At 44.9% G+C, this 22,805-nt stretch carries 19 protein-coding genes and 1 other RNA gene; 18 read left to right on the top strand and 2 right to left on the bottom strand.

Annotated elements, in window-relative coordinates; all coding sequences use genetic code 11:
- Positions 1-102: 102 nt before the first annotated feature.
- From AC1RNB_RS15975 to ftsY, 5 genes are all read left to right on the top strand, one after another.
- Entirely contained in the window at positions 103-480 is a 378-nt protein-coding gene (locus AC1RNB_RS15975) for a retropepsin-like aspartic protease (protein WP_493084451.1), read from the top strand.
- A 190-nt stretch (positions 481-670) separates the two neighbouring features.
- Positions 671-907 carry a 50S ribosomal protein L28 gene (gene rpmB / locus AC1RNB_RS15970; RefSeq protein WP_493084449.1) on the top strand — a complete coding sequence of 79 codons (237 nt, stop codon included), beginning with the start codon at positions 671-673 and terminating at the stop codon, positions 905-907.
- Between the two features lie 29 nt (positions 908-936).
- Positions 937-1,119 (top strand): 50S ribosomal protein L33, encoded by a 183-nt coding sequence (gene rpmG / locus AC1RNB_RS15965; RefSeq protein WP_493084447.1) that lies wholly within the window; start codon positions 937-939, stop codon positions 1,117-1,119.
- Between the two features lie 2 nt (positions 1,120-1,121).
- Positions 1,122-1,295, top strand: coding sequence for a DUF4295 family protein (locus AC1RNB_RS15960; protein ID WP_493084445.1), 174 nt, complete (start codon positions 1,122-1,124; stop codon positions 1,293-1,295).
- Between the two features lie 177 nt (positions 1,296-1,472).
- Positions 1,473-2,435: a signal recognition particle-docking protein FtsY gene (gene ftsY, locus AC1RNB_RS15955; RefSeq protein WP_493084443.1), complete on the top strand. Its 963-nt coding sequence runs from the start codon at positions 1,473-1,475 to the stop codon at positions 2,433-2,435.
- Positions 2,436-2,522: 87 nt separating this feature from the next.
- Here ftsY and AC1RNB_RS15950 read toward each other — a convergent pair whose 3' ends face one another.
- On the bottom strand, positions 2,523-2,999 hold the full coding sequence (locus AC1RNB_RS15950) for a hypothetical protein (protein WP_493084441.1): 477 nt from the start codon (positions 2,997-2,999) through the stop codon (positions 2,523-2,525).
- A gap of 114 nt (positions 3,000-3,113) precedes the next feature.
- Between AC1RNB_RS15950 and AC1RNB_RS15945 the strand changes: the two genes are divergently transcribed.
- The 5 genes from AC1RNB_RS15945 (at position 3,114) to prfB (ending at position 8,828) form a co-directional block, all read left to right on the top strand.
- Entirely contained in the window at positions 3,114-4,079 is a 966-nt protein-coding gene (locus AC1RNB_RS15945) for a polyprenyl synthetase family protein (RefSeq protein WP_493084439.1), read from the top strand.
- A gap of 45 nt (positions 4,080-4,124) precedes the next feature.
- Positions 4,125-5,825 carry an amino acid permease gene (locus AC1RNB_RS15940; RefSeq protein WP_493084437.1) on the top strand — a complete coding sequence of 567 codons (1,701 nt, stop codon included), beginning with the start codon at positions 4,125-4,127 and terminating at the stop codon, positions 5,823-5,825.
- A 183-nt stretch (positions 5,826-6,008) separates the two neighbouring features.
- Positions 6,009-7,037, top strand: coding sequence for a Smr/MutS family protein (locus tag AC1RNB_RS15935; protein WP_493084436.1), 1,029 nt, complete (start codon positions 6,009-6,011; stop codon positions 7,035-7,037).
- A 163-nt stretch (positions 7,038-7,200) separates the two neighbouring features.
- Positions 7,201-7,573, top strand: an RNA gene (gene rnpB, locus AC1RNB_RS15930) — RNase P RNA component class A.
- 159 nt (positions 7,574-7,732) lie between these two features.
- Positions 7,733-8,828, top strand: a protein-coding gene (gene prfB / locus AC1RNB_RS15925) for a peptide chain release factor 2 (protein WP_493084434.1) whose coding sequence is annotated in 2 segments (ribosomal slippage) — positions 7,733-7,792 and positions 7,794-8,828 — 1,095 coding nt in all. Because the reading frame shifts where the segments join, the coding sequence is not laid out codon by codon here.
- A 107-nt stretch (positions 8,829-8,935) separates the two neighbouring features.
- Here the strand turns inward: prfB and AC1RNB_RS15920 are convergent.
- Positions 8,936-9,655 (bottom strand): hypothetical protein, encoded by a 720-nt coding sequence (locus AC1RNB_RS15920; RefSeq protein ID WP_493084432.1) that lies wholly within the window; start codon positions 9,653-9,655, stop codon positions 8,936-8,938.
- Positions 9,656-9,735: 80 nt separating this feature from the next.
- Here AC1RNB_RS15920 and AC1RNB_RS15915 point away from each other — a divergent pair, with 80 nt between their 5' ends.
- From AC1RNB_RS15915 to AC1RNB_RS15880, 8 genes are all read left to right on the top strand, one after another.
- Entirely contained in the window at positions 9,736-10,194 is a 459-nt protein-coding gene (locus AC1RNB_RS15915; protein ID WP_493084431.1) for a hypothetical protein, read from the top strand.
- A gap of 42 nt (positions 10,195-10,236) precedes the next feature.
- Entirely contained in the window at positions 10,237-11,625 is a 1,389-nt protein-coding gene (locus tag AC1RNB_RS15910; RefSeq protein WP_493084430.1) for a TolC family protein, read from the top strand.
- A gap of 6 nt (positions 11,626-11,631) precedes the next feature.
- Positions 11,632-14,844: an efflux RND transporter permease subunit gene (locus tag AC1RNB_RS15905; RefSeq protein WP_493084428.1), complete on the top strand. Its 3,213-nt coding sequence runs from the start codon at positions 11,632-11,634 to the stop codon at positions 14,842-14,844.
- A gap of 10 nt (positions 14,845-14,854) precedes the next feature.
- A complete protein-coding gene (locus tag AC1RNB_RS15900; RefSeq protein WP_493084427.1) occupies positions 14,855-15,925 on the top strand; it encodes an efflux RND transporter periplasmic adaptor subunit in 1,071 nt (356 codons plus the stop codon).
- A 143-nt stretch (positions 15,926-16,068) separates the two neighbouring features.
- Positions 16,069-16,650: a helix-turn-helix domain-containing protein gene (locus AC1RNB_RS15895; RefSeq protein WP_493084425.1), complete on the top strand. Its 582-nt coding sequence runs from the start codon at positions 16,069-16,071 to the stop codon at positions 16,648-16,650.
- 168 nt (positions 16,651-16,818) lie between these two features.
- Positions 16,819-20,037: a SusC/RagA family TonB-linked outer membrane protein gene (locus AC1RNB_RS15890; RefSeq protein WP_493084424.1), complete on the top strand. Its 3,219-nt coding sequence runs from the start codon at positions 16,819-16,821 to the stop codon at positions 20,035-20,037.
- Positions 20,038-20,057: 20 nt separating this feature from the next.
- On the top strand, positions 20,058-21,620 hold the full coding sequence (locus AC1RNB_RS15885) for a SusD/RagB family nutrient-binding outer membrane lipoprotein (protein ID WP_493084423.1): 1,563 nt from the start codon (positions 20,058-20,060) through the stop codon (positions 21,618-21,620).
- Between the two features lie 84 nt (positions 21,621-21,704).
- Positions 21,705-22,796 carry an alkaline phosphatase family protein gene (locus AC1RNB_RS15880; protein WP_493084422.1) on the top strand — a complete coding sequence of 364 codons (1,092 nt, stop codon included), beginning with the start codon at positions 21,705-21,707 and terminating at the stop codon, positions 22,794-22,796.
- Positions 22,797-22,805 lie beyond the last annotated feature (9 nt).

The raw sequence follows: 22,805 nt of genomic DNA, 5'->3' as shown, positions 1-22,805 counted from the left end.
CTACTCACTACTGACTACTCACAACAAGTACTTTCTACCCGTATTTAACGCAGGCCGGTTTTTGACCGGCTTTGTTTTGTAATTTGGGTTCAAATGAGGAATATGTCAGTTATCAAACTTCCGCTTTTGTATGTAGGCTCCAGGGGAGAACAAAGATTGTACAGTCTTTTTGATACGGGAGCCAATCTGTCTTGTATTAATCCTGAGTTTGTAGAGAAACTGGGCAATGCGGAAGGTTTGGGCATAACGAGAAGAATCGCAACAGCCAGTGAAGGTCATTATATTGAAATTAATCAGGTAATGCGGCTGGATTTTTACATCAACGATGTTTTATTGAGTGATGAGTTTCTGGTAGTGCCCGGATTAAGCGAAGAAGCGATTATTGGGGCGGCCACTATGCAGAAATGGCGGATAAAGCTTGATTTTGAACATGATACGGTGCATGTGGACCCGAAAGTGGCGAAAATGCAGTTGATTTAGTCTGCCTGATAACCGGAAACGGGAGATGGGTTCCTGAAAATGTGGATAAAACCGGCCAAATCGGGATTCGAAGGCCGATTTTCTACCAGATTGTGAAGAAAATAATTAAAAAAAGGGATTGGGAACTTGGTTTTTTGTTGCATTTCCTTACCTTTGCCTCCCGAAAAAAATCGGAAAAAAATTAAGCGTCATGGCAAGAGTATGTCAGGTTACAGGTAAAAAACCCATTGTAGGAAACAGTGTTTCTCACTCAAACATCAAAACCAAACGTCGTTTCTTACCTAATTTACAGAAGAAGCGTTTCTTTTTTGCTGAGGAAGACCGTTGGGTTTCCATCAAAGTATCTACTGATGCATTAAGAACTATTAACAAAAACGGATTGGCATCTGTTATCAAAGGAATGAGAGCAGAAGGCGTTAAAATCTAATTGATTCACTAAGCAAACCACGCAATACAATGGCAAGGAAAGGTAACAGGGTGCAGGTGATTTTGGAATGTACAGAGCATAAGACCAGTGGTCAGGCCGGTACAAGCCGTTATATCACTACCAAAAACAAGAAAAACACACCTGAGCGTGTGGAGTTAAAGAAGTACAATCCGATTCTGAAAAAAGTAACTGTTCATAAAGAAATCAAATAATCATGGCTAAAGTAGCTTCTAAAAACGCGAAAGTAAAAGATTTGAAGGCAGCGGCCGAGGCAAAAAACTGGACCAAAGTGATCAAAGCTGTACGCAGCCCTAAATCCGGTGCCTATACTTTCAAAGAGCAAATCATCCACAAGGATAAGATCAAGGATTTCCTGACAGAGAAATAATTGACCCTATTGTATAAGATATTCAGAAAGCTTTCCCCTTTGTGCGGAAGGCTTTTTGTATTTAGGCAGGAAGAATAATTTGAAAATGACTCAATTTGAAAATTTGAAAATGGATTTCAGGTTTTTAAATGGGTTGCATTTCCAAATTGTCAGCTATTCAAATTTTCAAATTCACCTATGAGTTTTCTCGGAAAATTATTCGGTAAGCAGGAGAAAGAAAGTCTTGATCAGGGACTGGAAAAGACGAAAGAAGGCTTTTTTGCAAAGATCACCAAAGCCATTGCAGGTAAAAGCACGGTGGATGAAGAAGTGCTGGACAACCTGGAGGAGGCCCTGGTAAGCGCTGATGTGGGCATCGAAACCACGATCCGTATCATTGAACAGATCGAAAAGCGGGTGAAGCAGGATAAATATGTGAGTACGGACGAGTTGAACAAAATTCTGCAGGAAGAGATCGCCGCCATGCTGGTAGATGCGGCGGAACAATCCTACAAAAACTTTGGCATCCCCGAAGGGAAAAAGCCATATGTGATATTGGTAGTGGGCGTAAATGGTGTAGGTAAAACCACCACCATTGGTAAACTCGCGCATAACTATAAAAAAGCAGGTAAATCAGTGGTGCTGGGTGCGGCAGATACCTTCCGCGCTGCAGCCGTTGACCAGTTAACCATCTGGAGCGAAAGGGTAGGTGTACCCATTGTAAAACAGGCCATGGGCTCAGACCCCAGTGCCGTTGCTTATGATACGGTGGCCAGTGCCGTAGCCAAAGGGGCAGACGTGGCCATTATTGATACAGCCGGGCGTTTGCATAACAAAACCCACCTGATGGAAGAGCTGGGTAAGATCAAAAGAGCGATCCAGAAAATTGTTCCCGGTGCCCCGCACGAAGTAATGCTGGTGCTGGACGGATCTACCGGGCAAAACGCGCTGGAACAGGCCAAACAGTTCACTGCCACCACAGAAGTATCGGCCATCTCCATCACCAAACTGGATGGCACCGCCAAAGGTGGTGTGGTACTGGCCATTGCCAATCAGTTTAAGATTCCCGTAAAATACATTGGCGTAGGCGAGAAGATTGAGGATCTTATTATTTTTGATAAATCAGAGTTTGTAGACAGCTTGTTTAGCCTCAAAAAATAAGGAACAGATGAACAAGGAACAGACGAATGGTTTATGGAATAACTCCGTTCGTCTGTTCATCGGTTCCTTGTTCATCTGTTCTTCTGTTTAAAAAGTGTATCGCACTGCCAATCCGCCCCAACCGCCTTCAAAGTAATTGTAGCCGATGATGTTGAAGGATGGCTGCCAGTCGAAACTAAGGTTCAGCGGGGCGCCTTTGATCTTGTAATCCAGTCCCAACACACCATCTACGCCGATAGCGAGTCCACCCTCACGTGTGGGATAACGGTTTTTCCAGGAATCGCTCCAGATACCTACGTGACCGCCACCACCTACATACCATTTCAATCCTTCTACATTACCCAACTGGTTGTGGATCTCGTATAAGCCGGTTACACGGAAACCATCTGAAGAGATATATCCCAATCCTTCTACGGCATCCTTTCCGATAAAATGTTTCACACTGATGGCGCCCGGGTACACTTTTACACCCAAAGCGGTTTTGTAATCGCTGCCCATGTTCTGTTGTGCCTGCGCCTGTACAAAAGCGGTTAAGATTAATCCAAGTACTAATAATCGTTTCATAAGCGTATTTTTCTACCCTATAATACAAAACCGTGCCAAACCGCTCCGGCCCGGTTCAAAGAATAGTTAAGGTTGGGATGCGGCTGCTTTTACTTTTATAATTAGGTTTGTAACATGCATACATTCAAAGAACTGGTAGCCGATTTTGGAGAGCGTTTTGGGGTGCGTCATTTTCCGCAAACACCCGCCAGCCTCTACGAACCGGGCGAATACTTTTTATCATGGGGTGGAAAGCGGATCCGTCCGGTGATGTGTCTGATGGGTAATGAACTCTTTGCCGAGATCAGTAAAGACACCTGGCAGGTTGCTACTGCTGTTGAGCTGTTTCACAATTTTACCCTCATACACGATGATATCATGGATGAAGCCCCTTTACGCAGGGGTATGGAAACCGTACACATGAAATATGGCGTAAATACGGCATTGCTGACGGGCGATGTAATGATGATCCGCGCCTATGAATACCTGAACCGGATCAGTCCGCAATACCTGCCCCGGATCATGGAACTGTTTAACCGCACGGCGAGGGAGGTTTGCGAAGGACAACAACTGGATATTGATTTTGAGAAAATGGGCGATGTATCGCTGGATGCGTATATCCACATGATCAGTTTGAAAACTTCCGTATTACTGGCCGCTACGCTTGAGATGGGCGCCATACTGGGCGGTGCCAGCGAAGGTAACTGCCGTCATATCTATGAGTTCGGCAAAAACCTCGGCATTGCTTTTCAGGTGCAGGATGATTACCTGGATGCGTTTGGTGACCCGGAAAAATTTGGTAAGGAAGTGGGGGGGGATATCCGCCAGAATAAAAAGACTTTTTTATTGATACATGCGCTGGAAGTAGCTACTGCTGAGCAACGCCGGGCGTTGGAAACCCTCATGCAGCAAAACCCGGCTGATAAAGTAGAGCAGGTGCTGGCCATCTTCCGCCAATGCGGAGTAGATGCCTGGGCGATGGAACTCAAAGAAAAATATCTGCAGACCGCCTTACAGCACCTCGAAGATATTGCTGTGGTTTCTTCACGAAAAAAGCCACTGGAAGAGCTGGCTGCTTTTTTAATTCAGCGCGAATATTAGTGCAGTAGTTTACCTATCTTAACCAACCAAAACAAAACCAACTACATGGCTGATTCTCTTTTCAGAAAAAAATCGATCGATAAAATTGTAGCTGATTCTGCTGCCGGATTAAGTGATGGTCATGGTGGGGGTGGTTTGCGCAAAGTGCTGGGGGTAAAAGACCTGACTTTTATGGGTATTGCTGCCGTCATTGGTGCAGGCATTTTCTCCACCATTGGTTCTGCCGCATTTAATGGTGGTCCGGGTATCGTTTTCCTCTTTATGATCACGGCCGTTACCTGCGGATTCAGTGCCCTGTGTTATGCAGAGTTTGCGAGCAGGGTGCCTATTGCGGGAAGTGCGTATACCTATGCCTATGTTTCGTTTGGAGAACTGGTTGCCTGGATCATTGGCTGGGCACTGATACTGGAATATGCGATCGGTAATATTGTAGTGGCCATCAGCTGGAGCGGCTATTTTAATAATCTGCTCGAAGGATTTCATATCGGGTTACCCGGCTGGCTGGCTACCAATGCCGGCAATGCCCAGGTAGGGTATGAAGAAGCGATGAAGGGATTGGCCAGCGGACAGGCACTGGAAAGCCTGAGTAAAAATGCAAAAATGGGTTATGACGCCATCATGCACGCGCCGGTGATCGCGGGCTGGAAATTCATTATTAATCTGCCTGCACTGATCATCGTGTTCCTGATCACCATATTAGCTTACATAGGTATTAAAGAAAGTAAGAAGAGCACCAACCTGATGGTGATCTTCAAAGTGTGTGTGATCATTTTTGTGATAGTAGTGGGATTCTTTTATGTGGATACGAGTAACTGGGATCCCTTTCTGCCCAATGGATTTGGCGGGGTATTGGCAGGTGTGTCTGCTGTGTTCTATGCTTATATTGGTTTTGATGCTATTTCTACTACCGCAGAAGAGTGTAAGAACCCGCAGCGTGATCTGCCTCGTGGTATGATCTATTCCTTATTGATCTGTACGGTGCTGTACATTCTCATTGCGCTGGTATTAACCGGTATGGTGCATTACAGCGAATTGAAAGTAGATGATCCGCTGGCGTATGTATTTGAAAAATTACACCTCAATAAAATAGGCTACCTCATTTCTGTTAGTGCGGTAGTGGCTACCACCAGCGTATTACTGGTATTTCAACTTGGACAGCCAAGGATCTGGATGAGTATGAGTCGCGATGGATTATTACCCAAACGTTTTGCCAAAGTGCATCCCCGGTTTCATACCCCCTCTTTTGCCACCATTGTAACCGGTTTTATGGTGGGGATTCCGGCCATGTTCCTCTCCAGCAGCACTGTAACCGATCTTACGAGCATTGGTACCCTGTTTGCCTTTGTACTGGTGTGTTTCGGGGTACTGGTTTTGCCCAAACTGACAGACACAAAAGCAGCAGGCGCTTTCCGTTTACCTTATATCAATGGTAAGTACCTGATTCCTTTACTGGTGGCACTGATAGCCGTATTGTTTCGCGGCCGCATCAGCGATGCGTTTGTCAATATGGGTTCTGAAGGTTATCAGGAGATCCTGTTCCTGGTTTTTATGCTGATTGCCCTTGTTACGGCCATCAAGAGTTTTATAGGAAGTTATTCCGTAATACCCGTTGTGGGCGCCCTTAGCTGTTTATACCTCATGATCGAGATCCCCGCCATCAGCTGGCTCTGGTTTTTTGCCTGGATGGGATTGGGGCTGCTGATTTACTTTTTGTATGGAAGGAAGCGGAGTAAGCTGGCGGAGTAGGGAGTTGGGAATATCGAATATCGAACAAGGAATGTCGAATTTCGAAATAAGGTATTCCTGCGTTGCCTGTCTGGTGTTTGATTATAAAAAACCGAGTAAATTGATAGAAGGAAACTTCGACATTCTCTGTTCGGTGTTCGATATTCGATATTCAATATCCCCGCTTCTCCGTAATTTTGCCACATGAAATACCAGGTGGGTGATGAAATTTTGGTGCTGCTGAGTAATGAAGAGGGCAGGGTGGTGGAGATCATGAACGATCAGATGGTCATGATTGAAGTAAGGGGCGTGAAGTTCCCGGCTTATATGGACCAGATCGATTTTCCCTATTTTAAACGGTTTACGGATAAGAAACAGGCTGCAGCAAAGAAACCGGAGCCCAAACTGTATATTGATCAGTTACCCAAGGAAAAACCACAACCCAACCAGATTAAAGTAGCAGATGGGGTTTGGCTATCCTTTATTCCCAAATTTTCCCTCGACGATTTTAATGATGAAATAGTGGATTTACTGAAGATTCACCTGGTAAACAAGACCGCTACGGCTTATCATTTTGTATATACCCAGCAATTCCTGGGCGAAACCGATTTTGAACTGCAGGCCGATATTGCCCCTTTCCACGATTTTTACCTGCATGATATCGCTTTTGAAAAAGTGAATGACAGTCCATCTTTTGCCTTTGATTTCTCTCTCTCTGTACCCGATAAAAAGAAGGCCCCTCATTTTGAAGCCTCGCTGAAACTAAAACCCAAACAGGTGTTTAAGCGAATTGAGGAGATGAAGGACAACAATGAACCCACACTCTCTTACCAGTTGTTTACCGAATATCCCGATAAAACTGAAGAACCTTATTTTGAACTGGGTTCGCTGGCAGCCAAAGGGTTTAAGATCTATGAGGCTTCCAAAGCCCGACAGCACCTGCCCCCGGCCCGTTCGGTAGTGGACCTTCATATCGAAAAGCTCTCGGATAACTGGGAGCGGATGACGAATTTTGAAATGCTCACCCTGCAGTTGGATGAATTTCAAAAATGGTTCGATCTCGCCATCGCCCACCATCAGCCCTCCCTGATCGTGATACACGGTGTGGGTACAGGCAAGCTAAAAGACGAGATCCACGACATTCTCAAAACCAAACGCGAGGTAAAAACCTTTATCAACCAGTACGATCCCCGTTTTGGGTATGGGGCTACCGAGATCTTCTTTCAATATTGAATTAGCGGATGACGGATTAGCGGATTTGGGTGAGATTTTTTTATTGATTCCATTTTTTCAACACAGAGCTACGGAGGTACGGAGTAACACAGAGGTTTTATGTAGAAGAAATCCGCTAATCCGCCAATTCCCGCAAAGCGGGAGAATCGTATATTTGTATTTGCTACAAACCCGAGCTATCGTGGCGCCTTTGGCGCCAAGGAAAGTCCGGACAGCGCAGAGCAACCCACCGGTTAAGCGCCGGCTTCCCGCGGAAACGCGGGAAAGAGAAAGTGCCACAGAAAATAACTACCCCCGAGCAATCGGGAGAAAAGGTGAAAATGTGAGGTAAAAGCTCACGGTCTTCCGTGGTAACACGGAACACGGGTAAACCTTGGGTGCTGTAATGCCACGTATAGGATGCTTTGAGGGTGGCTCGCCCGATCCTGCTTTCAGCGGGAGGCATCCAGGGTAGGCAGCAAGATCACGGCAGTAATGCCGGGGCCAGATAAATGATAGTTTAGAAACAGAATCCGGCTTATGAGGTTTGTAGCTCTTTTATGAATGGGCAATGGTGAATAATCAATATTCACCATTGCCCATTCACCATTCACAAATAGCCCAAGCGCGTGAAGGCGTACAAGTGTGCGACGCAAGGATGCCGCCACCTGCACTGCCGCTGGGCACATCTCCATCTTTCCCTTACATTTGCAGCTATGACACAGGAACAGATCAAGATTATGAGGGACCGCGTTTTGGTTCTGAGGAGGTTTCTTTGACGTTGAGAACCGCACATACAAAGTAGAAACCGACAGACAACTCTCGCTCTCGCCGGGCTTCTGGGACGATAATGTCCGGGCCACGGCCATCATGAAAGAGATCAAGGTAAATGAGTACTGGTTGAAGTTGTACAAACAGCTGGATACGGCTGTGGAAGACTTTGCCGTATTATTTGATTTCTGGAAGGGAGGTGATGCCACGGAAGAGGAAGTGAAAGCCGCTTATGAACTGGCTTTGCAGCATATCGAAGATGCTGAGTTCAAGAGCACCCTTAACAAACCCGAAGACGAATTACCCGCTGTATTGCAGATCAATCCCGGCGCCGGTGGTACCGAGAGCCAGGACTGGGCCGAAATGCTGTTACGCATGTACCGCATGTACGGAGAAAAACAGGGCTGGAAAGTGACGGAGATCGATTACCAGGAAGGGGATGGCGCCGGCATTAAAAGTGCAACCATACAGTTTGATGGTGATTTTGCTTATGGCTTTTTAAAAGCGGAGAGTGGGGTACACCGTTTGGTGAGAATTTCTCCCTTCGACAGCAATGCACGCCGGCATACTTCTTTTGCATCGGTGTATGTGTATCCGCTGATCGATGACAGCATAGAGATTAATGTGAACCCCAGCGATCTGGAATGGGCCTTTTACCGCAGTGGTGGTAGTGGCGGACAAAACGTAAACAAAGTAGAAACAGCTGTACGCCTGAAACATATACCCAGTGGTTTTATTGTAGAATGCCAGCAGGCAAGAACCCAGGGCGAGAACCGGGAGCTGGCATTAAAAATGCTGAAGAGCCGTTTGTACGAAGAAGAACTGCGCAAACGACAGGAAGCGATGAATGCCACCAATGCCAACAAAAAGAAAATTGAGTGGGGCAGCCAGATCCGCAGTTATGTGTTCCATCCCTACAAAATGATCAAAGACCACCGCACCGATTATGAAGTAGGTAATGTAGGCCCGGTAATGGATGGGGAGTTGGATGGATTTATTAAGGCGTATCTGATGATGGAGAAAGAGAATACCAATAATTAGGAATTAAAAATTAAAAATTGAGCCGCGGATTTGCAGGAGATGAGTTATCCTACGAATCCGCGGGTTTTTTATACTGCATTCAATTGCTAATTGTTAATTTTTAATTGCTAATTCGCTTTAGTACTGATATATCTCACCAGACTCCGCTTCGCAATCGGCAATAAGGTTTCTTCCATGGGTAAACTCAATTCTGTCTCCAGTGAGTATACTGCGGGGTTGGGCAGGTCTGAGCGGTTTTTGATGAGTTCGGATTTGATGTTCTGATAAGAGTTGACGATGTTACGCTGCCATACGTCTACAAACTCGGTTTTAATACTGCGGTATTTTTCATCGTGTTTTTCGAAAATACTGAGCCGGTACTGGTATACCCAGGTATTGCGGCACTGGCCCTCACAAAGCATGAAATAACCCTCTGTGTGATCGAGTGGCACCAGTCCAACCGGTTCGATGGTAATCTTATTCTCTACAAATTCATAGATCTCAGAGCCACTGGTGATAGTTCTTTTCATGGTGGAAGAGGCGAAGTTGATAATATCTTCCAGTTCCTGCATCAGTTCATCATCTTCTACCAGTGATTGGTAGAGTAACTGTAATTTTTCGATCTGTATGCCGGTAAGGCGTTTGGGAAACTGTTCCTGCAGGTATTTTTTGTTTTCTTTAAAGGCTACCAGGTTATTGTAATGAAAGATAAGATCGGCAAACTGGGGATACAGTTTGTTCTCGCAAAAATAACGGTTGATCTCCTGCAGGTAGGCCAGTAATGTGTACTTTTTCAGTTCAAAATCGATGTACCCATCTGCAAACCAGGTCTGTGATAAGGTTTTCATATTGATCTGTTTTGATGATTAATTTACAATAGGGATGGTAAAAAAACAGCGTTTGTTTACTAACAGTATGTGAAAAACCCGTGTTATTTACCCTGGCACCATTTTTTTTATCAGATATTTTACTGAATACCATTATTTTTGATTCTCACCTGAAGATGTTCATGCACCCCCGTAAGAACAAAATGCCATGGTTAAGTAAGCTGCCGGTACTATTTGTGTACCTGCTTTTTTTTGCTGTCCAGCTTTTTTTTAATTTCGGAGTAGCTCAACCTTCCGTATCCTCTACTTATCACAAGCAGCAGTCAGCGAGGGTAACCCATGCACATGCCAGGGTCATTTCTTCCAAAAGTATTGGCAGGAACAAGATTCGTTTGAACAAACGTTTTGAACCTTCTGTTATACCCGGTATTGCAGTTCCTACGATCATCATCACGGTGGTACATGTATCGCCTAAAACAATGGGGCATTATATATGCCAGTATTATCCGGAAGTATTCCTCTCTGATTATTCTCTCCGCGGTCCGCCGATTGTTGCCTGATTTTTCAGTTAACAATTTTCTTTCATTGTAAATTATTTGTGTATGACAGCTTTCTATCTGGGAAAGCGTGTATGGCTATTGGGCATCTGTATGTCCCTTTTTTCCTGTACACTATTCGCTCAAAAAAAATATGGATTAGCCGAACTGGTGGACGCCTCACATAAATATCTGCCCCTGTTATTACAAAAACAGGCGCAGGTAAAAAGTGCACAGGCTTCTGTAACGGATATCAAACAGTCTTTTCTGCCACAGGTAAGGTTCAGCGAGCAGCTGAATCTTGGATCCGATAATTCGCTGGCAGGCAGTTTTTTTGCTTTTGGAATGACCCCTTCTACTTCGGCGGGTGTTCGTTCGCAAAATACACTTCAGGCTGCTACCGGAAATGTAGCCGTGCTGTACAGTGAGTATGAGCTGTTTAATTTTGGTTTGAACCGTGCCAGGACAGATTTTGCGGAATCGCTGGTGGGTTTGCAGATGGCAGACCAGCAGCGGGAACAATTTCTGGCAGACTGGCAGGTAGCCAAACTGTATTTCGCCATCCTGAAATCGCAGTACCGTCTGGATGCAGACCGGCAGAATGTGAACCGGTACGATAGTATTTTTACGGTTATCCAGGCACTCACCAACAGTGGCTTGAAAGCGGGTGCTGATTCTTCTTTGGCCAAGGCCGAATTATCCAAAACCAAAATCATCTATAACCAGACTTTGGGATTGGTGAACCAGTTAAAAGAGCAATTACATTTTTATACCGGTATTGCCATCACAGAGCTGGCAGTGGATAGTTTGGCCAACCGGTTCCTGATTCATACCCCTATGCCGATGCCGGTTACGCAGGCGCCCGGTAATCCGCTACTGGATTTTTACATTCAGAAACGGAATCTGTATATGTCTAAAGACCAGCTGATCCATAAAACGTTCTTACCTAAAATCATGTTGGCGGGTAGTGTATGGGGGCGTGGGTCGAGTATACAGTATAATGATAAATTTACCGCTCTCTCAAATGGGTTGGGTTATCAGCGGTTTAATTATGCATTGGGTGTTGCTTTCACTTATAACCTGTTTAATGGCATGTATCGAAAAACAAAACTGACCATTAATAAGTTTGATACAGAAGCCAGTAATTACGAATTACAGCAACAGCAAAATTCATTGTTGTCTGCATCGCGGCAAACAGAATCTGTTTTACAAACCATACAGGCAAACCTGTCGGAGTATCCGGTGCAGTTACAATCGGCCCTGACTACCTACCGGCAAAAGCTGGCACAGTATCGCGCCGGTCTGATATCGCTGATCGATCTTACCAATGCTTCTTTTGTGTTATACCGTTCGCAAACGGATTATATAGAAGCGGTGAGCGACTGGTACCTGGCGCAGTTAAACAAAGCCGCCTTAAACGGTAACCTGAATCAATTCATTCAAACCCTAAACTAATTTATTATGGTACGTGCAGCTTTAAAAAGGCCAATTACCATATTGGTACTTTTTACAGGGTTGTTGTTGTTTTCCTTTATGGCTATCCGAACGATTCCCATTGATATATTTCCTAAACTGAATCTTCCCACGATTTATGTGATAGAATCTTACGGTGGTATGTCGCCGCAGCAGATGGAAGGTTTTTTTGCCACGCGTATGCAGGATCAGTTCCTGTATGTGAATGGTATCCGGAATATGGAAAGTAAGAATATACAGGGGCTAACCCTGATCAAACTTACCTTTTATGAGAATACCGATATGGCAGAAGCTTCGGCGCAGGTGGCGCTGCAGGTGAACAGGGCATCTAAATTTTTTCCGCCCGGCGCTTTACCGCCACAGGTGATCAGGTTTGACGCTTCTTCATTACCGGTAGGACAGCTGGTATTCAGCAGCCAGACAAAATCGCTGAAAGAGATTTATGACCTGGCAGTAACAAGGGTAAGGCCCATGTTCTCAACAGTAGCCGGTTTGTCGGCACCACCACCATTTGGTGCCAACTCAAGATCGATTGTGGTGAGCGTAGATCCGGAAAAACTCAGGCGTTTTAATATTTCCCCTGATCAGGTAGTGGAGTCGATTACTAAAAATAATGCGATTACGCCATCGGGTAACCTGCGGGTAGACAGCCTGATGTATGTAACCACGGTAAACTCGCTCGAAGAAAGGGTACAGCATTTTGAAGACATCCCCATTACCACCAATGGATCTGCATCTGTATTCATTCATGATATTGCCACTGTTGCCGATGCGGCAGATGTTACCGTGGATTATGCATTGGTTAACGGCAAACGATCTGTGTATATTCCTGTTGTAAAAACAGCAGATGCTTCTACCTGGGGAGTGGTGCAATCGCTGAAAGCCAAAATTCCGGAGATGCAGAACCTGTTACCGGAAGATGTTAACCTTAGTTATGAGTTTGACCAGTCCGTATTTGTGATCAACGCGGTAAAAAGCCTGATGACAGAAGGTATCCTGGGTGCGATACTTACCGGACTGATGGTATTGTTGTTTCTGAAGGATTGGCGCAGCAGTCTGGTGGTTGTGATAACCATACCGGTATCGGTGATCAGTTGTGTATTGTTTCTGCAACTATTCGGGCAAACGATCAATATCATGACGCTGAGTGGACTGGCGCTCGCCATTGGTGTGCTGGTAGACCAGGCAACGGTAACGATAGAAAATATACACCAGCACCTGGAAATGGGAAAGAATAAACGGCAGGCCATTCTGGATGCCTGTGAAGAGATTTCCTTCCCTTTATTGCTGATTCTTCTGTGTATCCTGGCGGTATTTGCACCCTCTTTTGTGATGACAGGTGTGCCGAGGGCGATGTTTCTGCCGCTTTCTTTATCCATCGGTTTTGCGATGATCATTTCTTTTCTGGCGGCACAAACACTGGTACCGGTAATCTCGAACTGGTTATTGAAGGAAGAAATGTTCCGGTACCATCATAACAAAGATCATGCACATGCAGGATTGGCACTGGATGCGAATGAAGTGGATGAAATAAACCTGCATACCGAAGAAGACCGGAAACATCCGGAAGAGAATAATTTATTTCAACGAATGAAAATGCAGCTGGCAACCAGGTTAGAGAAGTGGATGCCACACCGCAAAACCATCGTTATCGTTTACCTGTTAACTGCGCTTGCGGCTGCGGGCATCTGTTTTGTTACGATCGGGAAAGACCTGCTTCCTAAAACCAATAATGGGCAGTTGCAGATCCGGGTTAAACAACCGGATGGTACCAGGCTGGAGAATACAGAGCGGACAGTGAAAGGGATACTGACATTGATAGATAGTACGGTGCATGGCAACCTGTCTATCAGTTCTGCTTATGTGGGCCTGATTCCCAGTAGTTATGGCTCGAGTAATCTGTACATTTTCAACAGTGGTACCCATGAAGCCATTATTCAGGTGAACCTGGCCGAAGGGTATAAGGAGAATCTGGATGAACTGAAAGACAGGATACGGGCCAATATTACCCGGGCCTATCCAACAACAAGGATCTCATTTGAACCGATTGAACTTACCGAGAAGATCATGGCACAGGGCGCTGCCACACCGATTGAGGTAAGAGTAGCCGGTAAAAACTATGACGAGATCAAAATGTATGCAGAAAAGCTGACAGATAGTTTACGGAAGATTCCCTATCTGCGGGATGTTCAGATTGCGCAACCCCTGCATTTTCCTACGGTACAGATCACACTCGACAGATTCCGGTTGGCACAGATGGGTCTGAACCTGACGGAAGTGGCCCGGAGTATTACCGATGCCACTTCTTCGAGCCGTTTTACTGAGAAAATACAGTGGCTGGATCCGAAAGTATCGTACACCTACCAGGTACAGGTACAGGTTCCGGAGTACCTGATGAACTCTGTTGAACAACTTCGTTCTATTCCACTGGTGAAAGGGAAAGTAAGGCCGATATTGGCTGATATATCACAAATCCGTATCGATACAGTACCGGGTGAGTATGACCGGGCCGGGCCGAGAAGATTTTTAACTGTGAGTGCCAATATCTATAAAAAAGATCTGGGTACGGCCACCACAGCTGTGCAGAAAGCCATTACATCTCTTGGTGAAGCTCCGCGTGGATTGATACCCGAAGTAAAGGGTATGTCATCACTGCTTACCGAAACCCTCAGCTCTCTGCAAACCGGTTTGATCATGGCCATTGTGGTAATTTTATTATTACTGGCCGCCAATTATCAATCGTTTGGTGTATCACTCGCGGTACTCTCTACCGTACCGGCCGTATTACTGGGTGCGATGATTCTTTTGCTGGCTACAGGCTCCACGCTGAACCTGCAATCGTATATGGGCATCATTATGAGTACCGGTGTATCTGTAGCCAATGCTATTCTGATTGTGACCAATGCAGAAGCTTTGCGATTGGAGTATAAAGATCCGTTCAAAGCAGCTACAGTGGCAGCCAGTATCCGTTTACGCCCCATCCTGATGACGAGTCTTGCCATGATAGCAGGCATGTTGCCCATGGCCAGTGGTCTGGGTGAAGCGGGCGATCAGTCGGCACCATTGGGTCGCGCAGTGATAGGAGGTTTGATTGCCTCAACCCTGGCAGCTTTGTTCATCGTTCCATTGGTGTACGGTTGGATCAGACAGCGTGCATCGTATCAATCAGTTTCCTTATTACCTGAAGAAGCTCATCAATAAACCAATGATTATGAAATATTATTTTGTAACGATAGTTAGTGCATCCATCCTGTTGGGGTGTGCAGAAAAGAAAAAAGAAACAACTGCAAAAGCAGCAGAAAAAACTACTCACACAGCTTACGAAACGGCTGTTGTAGAAACCGGGGGGGTAGCTACCCAGATCAAATTACCTGCCCAGCTGGCGGCCTGGCAGGAAGTCAGTATTTTCCCCAAAGTGAACGGGTATGTAAAAACGGTATCAGTGGATGTGGGTTCGCTGGTAGGGGCGGGACAAAATCTGATGAGCCTCGAAGCACCCGAACTGGAACAGGCAGCCACACAGGCGAAGGAAAAATATGCCAGGACCAAAGCAGATTATGCCATTGATCGGGAGCACTACCAGCGTTTACTGGAAGCGGCCAAAACAGCCGGAGCTGTTTCTACATTGGATATTTCTACCTATAAAGCCAAGATGGAAGCAGACAGTGCTGTAAGCAATGCAGAGAAAGCCAACTGGCAGATGCAGCAAACCATGCTGGGTTATTTACGGGTAACGGCTCCTTTTGCCGGCGTTATTACAGAACGCAATGTGCATCCGGGAGCGTTGGTAAGTACAGCCGGGAAAGATAAACCCATGCTGGAACTGAAACAGGTAGATCACTTACGTTTACAGGTAGATGTACCGGAAGCAGTAGCTGCGGCTATTCAGAAACAGGATACGGTTTCTTTTTATGTAAGTGCCTTGCAGGGAGAGCGGTTATCAGGGCTTATCAGCAGACGATCCAAAAATATCAATGCACAATACCGTAGCGAAAGGATGGAGATTGATGTACCGAACCCCAAAGGCAAACTGGCTCCGGGAATGTATGCAGATGTAGTATTGCATTCCAAAGGGAATGCGGCTGCATTACTGGTACCAGCTACTGCCGTAGTTACTTCTACCGAAAGAAAATATATATTGGTGATCAGAGATGGGAAAATCAGTAAAGTAGATGTAAGTACCGGCAACCAGACCGCCAGTAAAACGGAAATATTCGGCAACCTGAAAGCTGGCGAAAAAGTGGTGTTAAAAGCCACGGATGAGATCCGGGAGACATTATAAGCTTAACTCATGAAAGATGTTTGATCAATATTTCAGTATTAAGGAATTGTTTTGCTTCTTAATACCGGCATATTTTGGTCAAACATCTTTTTATTTCTGCTAAATTGTTATATGATTGAACTAACGTAACAGGTCCATTTTATATGAAAGAGGATATTATCATACAGATCAGCAACCGGCTCCGCGATCTTCGGAAAGAAAAAAATATCACCCTGCAGGAGTTATCAGAAGCGGCGGGTGTTTCCAAAGGGATGCTTAGCCAGGTTGAGAACAGCCGTGCCATTCCTTCTTTACCGGTGTTACTGAACCTGATCAGTTCTTTACAAGTGGATTTCAATGATTTTTTCAAGGATATTAACCTGCTTACGCCCGATAGTAAAGTGATTTTCCGTAAAAAAGAGCAATACCAGTTCTTTGAAAAAGAAAACGCCGAGGGTTTTTCCTATCGCCGTTTGTTTTCAACCACTGTACATGATTATCATGTGGATTTTGTGTTATTACACCTCGCTCAAAACGCACAACGTCCACCGGTAAGTACCGATGCTTTTGAATTCAAATACCTGTTACAAGGGAAAGTCAGGTACCAGATCGGGGAAGAATTTTTTGATATGGACGAAGGCGACTCCCTTTTTTTCGATGCCACAGAACTCCACAACCCCGTGAATACAGGAGATACCGAAGCGGTACTGCTGGTGATTTATCTATTTAAAGAGCGTGCTTTATAGCCAGACCTGCATTAACAATTTGATCACAAATGTTTAATATTGGTTAATATAATCCTGTTTTAATTCTGGAAAGTTTAGTGTGACTTTACTTTTACTTAACATTAACAACATTTTCCCTTAACACTGTCCGGATAGTTTTGCCTTCACCAAACAACTAAAACCTTGTTTATGAAGTTGAAACAAATCCATTACCTGAAACGTGTATTGCCGCTTGTGGTGATATTGTTTCTTTCCGGCATGCTGCATGCCCAATCTCTCCAGATAAAAGGGAGAGTAACCGATGCGCTTAGCAAAAAACCTATTGAAGGTGTGAGCATCAGCGTAAAAAATGCCAAAACCAACACCAGTACGGATGCCGATGGGCAGTTCACCATCGCTGCAGCGAGAAACAGTCAATTGCTGATCAGTTCAGTTGGTTTTCAGACAAAACAGGTAACGGTATCAGGCGATAACCTTACCATCAGCCTGGAAGCATCTGTAAAACAATTAGACGAAGTGGTGATCACCGCTTTGGGCATTAAAAAAGAGAAAAAACTGGTAAGTTATGCTACCCAGGAGGTAAAAGGTGCTGATCTGATTAAAGCAAGAGAGCCCAATCCCATCAATTCACTGGTGGGTAAAGTGGCAGGCTTGTCTGTTGGTGCTTCTGCCGAAATGCTGGGCCGTCCGCAGGTATTACTCCGCGGTTCCAATATCGACCTGTATGTAATTGACGGGATCCCTATTAACTCAGATACATGGAACGTGTCTCCGGATGATATCGAGAACATTACCGTTTTAAAAGGACCCGTGGCTTCTGCCTTGTACGGTTACCGCGGTCAGCGCGGTGCCATCATCATCACCACCAAAAAAGGTTCCAAAGACAAACGTGGATATGCGATTGAGTTCAACAGCAGCACCATGATTGATAAAGGATTTATTGCCCTGCCCAAAACACAGGACCTGTATGGCCCCGGTGATCATGGTAAATATTCTTTTGTAGATGGTAAAGGAGGTGGATTGAATGATGGAGATTATGATATATGGGGACCTAAATTTGAAGGTCAGTTGATTGCTCAGTACGATAGTCCGGTAGATCCTGTTACCGGCGTACGCAAAGGGACTCCCTGGACGGCAAGAGGAAAAGACAACCTGAAAAGATATATCCAGGCTGGATTACTGACTACCAATAACCTGTCAGTGTCGTCCAGTAACGATAAATATGATATCCGTTTTTCCTTGTCGCATTCGTACCAGAAAGGAATTGTACCTAACACACAGCTGAACATTACCAATTTTAATATCAATACCGGTTACCGTTTTAATGATAAACTGAAACTGGATGCACAGTTGAATTACAACCGCCAGTACACACCCAATTTCCCGGATGTGAACTATGGCCCTAACAGTATGATTTATAATATCACTATCTGGGGTGGTGCCGACTGGAATATTGATGATATGCGCAATTACTGGCAACCTGGTAAAGAGGGTGTTCAGAGTGTGTATGCCGAGTACCAGCGCTACCACAATCCTTATTTCATGGCGTATGAGTGGCTGCGTGGTCATTACAAAACAGATGTATACGGGTATGTTTCTCTTACACAGAAAATCGGTAATCATACAGAACTGCTTGCAAGAACTGCCGTTACTACTTATGATATTCTGCGTACCGAAAAAATGCCTTTCTCGGCTCACCCTTACGGAAGAGAAGAGGGCAGGGGCGATTACCGCGAAGACAAACGTAATCTCTTTGAAAACAATACAGAGTTGATGGCCAAATACAATAACCGCTTTGGTGCTATCAGCGTAAATGGATTTGTGGGTGGTAACGTTCGGAATTTTGCGTATAAATCAAGTTTTGTTACCACCGATTACCTGAATGTGCCCGGTGTATATTCATTTGCCAACAGTCGTAACCCTGTAAAGGCGTATAATTTTGGAAGTGATATGCGGGTAATGAGTGCTTACTACTCTTTCGATGTAGCACTGAGTAAATACTTCAATCTGAATACAACCGGCAGGGTAGATAGGCTGTCTACACTGAATGAGTCTTATTTCTATCCATCTGTTTCAGGTAACACGATCCTGTCTGATTACCTGGTGCTGCCAAAAGCAGTTTCTTTCCTGAAAGCAAGGGCTTCTTATGCCAATGTAAAAAGTGGCGGATCCAGTGTAACATCTTATATCGGTGCTACCCCTAACGCCAGTTACCCGCTGGGTTATGGCAGTGAGTATAGCTCTTCCTATGACGGACCTACGTATGGTCTGGCTACGCCATATAACACTGCTTTGGGTTATAATAACCAGCCTTATGCCACTTATCCTAATAACCTGATCGATCCTGCTATCAGTCCGGATAGCCGTACCACCCTGGAACTGGGGCTGGATATGAAGTTTCTGAAGAACCGTATTGGACTGGATATTGCTTATTATACCAATATCGACGGACCGCAGATCTATAATAAACCTTTGTCTCAGACAACCGGGTATAATTCTTTTATCACCAATGCGGTGAAGAATAAAACAACCGGTATTGAAATTTCTATCAGCGGGCAGGCAATCAAGAACAAAGATTTCTCATGGGATGTATTGCTGAACCTGAGTAAATACCGCAGAACTCTGGCTGAATTACCTGAAGGGGTAGATGTGCTGAATACATTCTATCGTAAGGGCGACAGGCTGGATAAAGTGTACGGAAGTTCATTTGTAAGAACACCGGATGGACAAATCATCAACGATGCAGGTGGAAGACCGATTGTAGCACCGGTAGCACAGTTTCGTGGATATGCCGATCCGGACCTGGTATGGGGCTTGAACAACCGTTTTAACTACAAGAATTTCACCTTCTCTTTCCAGTTTGATGGCCGTATTGGTGGTGTGATGGAAGATTATGTACGTAAACAGACTTTCCGTGGTGGACGACATATTGAAACTACTGAAGGAGCCATGGGTGAAGCCCGTTACCAGGATTACCTTGGCGTAAAATCTTATGTAGGTGAAGGAGCCACGGTATCAAACGGTGTGGCGATTAAATATGATCCGGTTACAGGAGCTGTTACGAATTATGGTGATCTGAAATTTGGTGCCAACACTACCAAGACCTTCCTGCAGGATTATATCAGTCGCTATTACAATACTTCAGAAGGAAATATGATCAGCAAAACCTACCTGAAACTGCGCGAAGTAGTGCTGACCTATAATATCCCTGCTGATATTTTTGGTAAGAAAGGCTTTTTCAAATCAGCCACCGTATCGGTTGTGGGACGTAACCTGCTTTATTTCATGAAAGATGGTAACCGTTTCAAAGATGTGGACATTGACCAGTATGCAGGCGGGCAGACATCTTCAAACCTGCAAACACCTACTACGCGTCGATATGGCTTTAATCTAAACTTTACTTTCTGATCAACCCAAACTTACATTGTATGAAAAAGATATTGATCTGTTCATTACTGGCGGCAACAGCTTTTACTACGGGCTGTACCAAAAAATTTGATGAACTGAAAATAGATACCAACCGCCCGGAAAGTGTACCTCCTTCACTGGTACTCAGTGGCATAGAGAATGATTTTACACAGGGAGCCTGGTCTCAGGCCCACCGCTGGAACCAGTTCAGCAACTGTAATTACAATTATTATGGTAACCAGGAGTACAACTGGACCAACGTTTCGTTCAACCCCTATAATACGCTGAAGAATATCCAGAAAATGGAACAGGAAGCAACCAAGATCGGTGCTGCTGCACAGAATCCGTATGCGGCGCTGGGTAAGTTCTTCCGTGCATTTTTCTATTATGATCTCACCATGCGTGTGGGTGACCTTCCCTTAACCGATGCCGTGAAAGGCCTGGAAGTAGGAGCGCCTAAATATAATACACAGAAGGAAATCTTTATTCAGGTATTGAAATGGCTGGATGATGCCAATACTGATCTGGCACAGCTGATTACCAAAGGAGATAATACACTGGCTGGTGATTACTATTACAGCAATGATCTTAAAAAATGGCAGAAAGCGGTAAATGCTTTTAAACTTCGGGTACTGATTGCGTTAAGTAAAAAAGAAGCCGATACCGATCTTGCCATCAAACAGAAATTTGCCGCAACGCTGGCAGATCCTGTTAAGTATCCATTGTTTACCGGTTTGGCAGATAACCTGCAGTATGTGTACAACAGCACTTTCAATAAGTATCCAACCAACCCGGATAATTTCGGTTTTGATGCTACCCGTTATAACACGAGTGCCACTTACCTGAATAACCTGGTTGCTTTGCAGGATCCACGCACATTTGTAACGGCTGAGCCCGCTGCCAAAAGAGTGGCCGGTGGTGCAGCACCCACATCGTTCAACGCTTTTCTCGGAGCCAGCAGTGGCGAGGACCTGGCGGATATGAGTACAAAAGCGGGTAATGGTGAATATTCTTTCATCAACCGCAAACGATACTATAGTACCTACGTGGCAGAGCCAAACGTTCAGATCGGGTATACCGAAATGTGTTTCAACATCGCCGAAGCCATTAACCGTGGCTGGATGGCAGGTGATGCAGAAAGCTGGTATAAAAAGGGGATCACTACTTCCATCTCCTTCTATGGGATCGTAAATGGTAATAATACTGTTTACTTTCAGAAACCGGGTGGAACCCTGAATGATTACAATACCTACGTAATCAATTACGATGAGAATGCCTATTACAACCAGGCAACTGTAAAATATGCCGGTAATACTGCTGCGGGACTGAACCAGATTCTGTTACAGAAATACCTGGCTTATTTCCAGAACAGTGGATGGGAAGCCTATTATAACTGGAGAAGAACCGGTGTGCCTACTTTTCTCACAGGCCCGGGTACCGGTAATAGCCAGCGGGTGGCTAAACGGTTCCTGTATCCTACATCTGAGATCGCTACCAATAAAACCAATCTGCAGGAAGCACTGCAAAGACAGTTCACTGGTGGCGTAGATGATATTAATGCCGATCTGTGGATCATTAAATAGTTGGATAAAATAGCATAGGTGCAGTTTTCAAAAGCGGAGTCCTTCGGGGCTTCGCTTACCTATTTACTCTTATAAAATAAAAAAATGAAAAGGATTTTATTGACAGGTATATTGGCTACAGTAATCTGTATGAAGGTTGTTCCTGTTATGGCACAGAAAACCAAAACAGAAAATATTGTGGTTGTTACCCTGGATGGAATGCGCTGGCAGGAAATTTTTGGTGGTGCCGATATTCAGCTGCTGAACAATAAGAAATATACAAAAGACAGTGCTGGTACTTCCAGCCGTTTCTGGAATGATACGCTGGAACAGCGGAGGAAGAAACTATTTCCTTTTTTCTGGTCTGAGATTGCAGTAAAGGGCCAATTATATGGCAACAGGCAATACAACAATAAAGTAAACAATGCGAATCCCTATAAATTTTCTTATCCGGGCTACAATGAAATTTTTACGGGTTTCCCGGATATAACGGTTAACTCAAACGATAAAATTGCCAATAAGAATACACATGTACTCGAATTTATCGGGAAACAGCCGGGTTTTAAAGGAAAAGTAGCCGCTTTTGCTACCTGGGATGCTTTCCCCTATATACTGAACAAACAGCGTAGCGGTATCTATGTGAATGCGGATACTGACTCCCTATTGTTCCCCTCAGAGAAGTTGAGACTGATCAATGACCTGCAATACCTCACCACGAGGCCTATTGGGGTGAGGCCGGATGTAATTACCTATCTTGCCGCGAGGGAGTATCTGAAGGAATATAAGCCGCGGGCTTTGTATATTGCTTTTGATGAGACTGATGATTATGCGCATGGTGGCGAGTATGACCAGTACCTGAAAGCGGCACATGCACAGGATAAAATGATAGCTGATCTGTGGCATTATCTGCAATCAGATCCGAACTATGCCAACAAAACCACATTGCTGATTACAACCGATCATGGACGTGGAGACAAAGTGAAAGATGAATGGCGACACCATGGCCAGAAAGTGGAAGATGCCGGCCAGATCTGGATCGCCGCTATCGGTCCGGATACCAGGGCCATCGGGGAAGTAACAACAGCAGGGCAATTGTATCAGCAACAGATAGCCGCTACGCTGGCTTCTTTGCTGGGCTTCCGGTTTACTGCAGAACATCCTGTAGCAGATCCGATACCATCGATTTATACAAAATAATAATAAGCG

This window comes from Sediminibacterium sp. GW821-FHT12F12 (genome assembly GCF_058806635.1).
This window is presented reverse-complemented; position numbering and strand designations above follow the sequence as displayed.

Bases quoted from the DNA above. Each gene is read 5' to 3' on its own strand.
- AC1RNB_RS15975 (WP_493084451.1), top strand. From the start codon at position 103: ATGTCAGTTATCAAACTTCCGCTTTTGTATGTAGGCTCCAGGGGAGAA.
- rpmB (WP_493084449.1), top strand. From the start codon at position 671: ATGGCAAGAGTATGTCAGGTTACAGGTAAAAAACCCATTGTAGGAAAC.
- rpmG (WP_493084447.1), top strand. From the start codon at position 937: ATGGCAAGGAAAGGTAACAGGGTGCAGGTGATTTTGGAATGTACAGAG.
- AC1RNB_RS15960 (WP_493084445.1), top strand. From the start codon at position 1,122: ATGGCTAAAGTAGCTTCTAAAAACGCGAAAGTAAAAGATTTGAAGGCA.
- ftsY (WP_493084443.1), top strand. From the start codon at position 1,473: ATGAGTTTTCTCGGAAAATTATTCGGTAAGCAGGAGAAAGAAAGTCTT.
- AC1RNB_RS15950 (WP_493084441.1), bottom strand. From the start codon at position 2,999: ATGAAACGATTATTAGTACTTGGATTAATCTTAACCGCTTTTGTACAG.
- AC1RNB_RS15945 (WP_493084439.1), top strand. From the start codon at position 3,114: ATGCATACATTCAAAGAACTGGTAGCCGATTTTGGAGAGCGTTTTGGG.
- AC1RNB_RS15940 (WP_493084437.1), top strand. From the start codon at position 4,125: ATGGCTGATTCTCTTTTCAGAAAAAAATCGATCGATAAAATTGTAGCT.
- AC1RNB_RS15935 (WP_493084436.1), top strand. From the start codon at position 6,009: ATGAAATACCAGGTGGGTGATGAAATTTTGGTGCTGCTGAGTAATGAA.
- AC1RNB_RS15920 (WP_493084432.1), bottom strand. From the start codon at position 9,655: ATGAAAACCTTATCACAGACCTGGTTTGCAGATGGGTACATCGATTTT.
- AC1RNB_RS15910 (WP_493084430.1), top strand. From the start codon at position 10,237: ATGACAGCTTTCTATCTGGGAAAGCGTGTATGGCTATTGGGCATCTGT.
- AC1RNB_RS15905 (WP_493084428.1), top strand. From the start codon at position 11,632: ATGGTACGTGCAGCTTTAAAAAGGCCAATTACCATATTGGTACTTTTT.
- AC1RNB_RS15900 (WP_493084427.1), top strand. From the start codon at position 14,855: ATGAAATATTATTTTGTAACGATAGTTAGTGCATCCATCCTGTTGGGG.
- AC1RNB_RS15895 (WP_493084425.1), top strand. From the start codon at position 16,069: ATGAAAGAGGATATTATCATACAGATCAGCAACCGGCTCCGCGATCTT.
- AC1RNB_RS15890 (WP_493084424.1), top strand. From the start codon at position 16,819: ATGAAGTTGAAACAAATCCATTACCTGAAACGTGTATTGCCGCTTGTG.
- AC1RNB_RS15885 (WP_493084423.1), top strand. From the start codon at position 20,058: ATGAAAAAGATATTGATCTGTTCATTACTGGCGGCAACAGCTTTTACT.
- AC1RNB_RS15880 (WP_493084422.1), top strand. From the start codon at position 21,705: ATGAAAAGGATTTTATTGACAGGTATATTGGCTACAGTAATCTGTATG.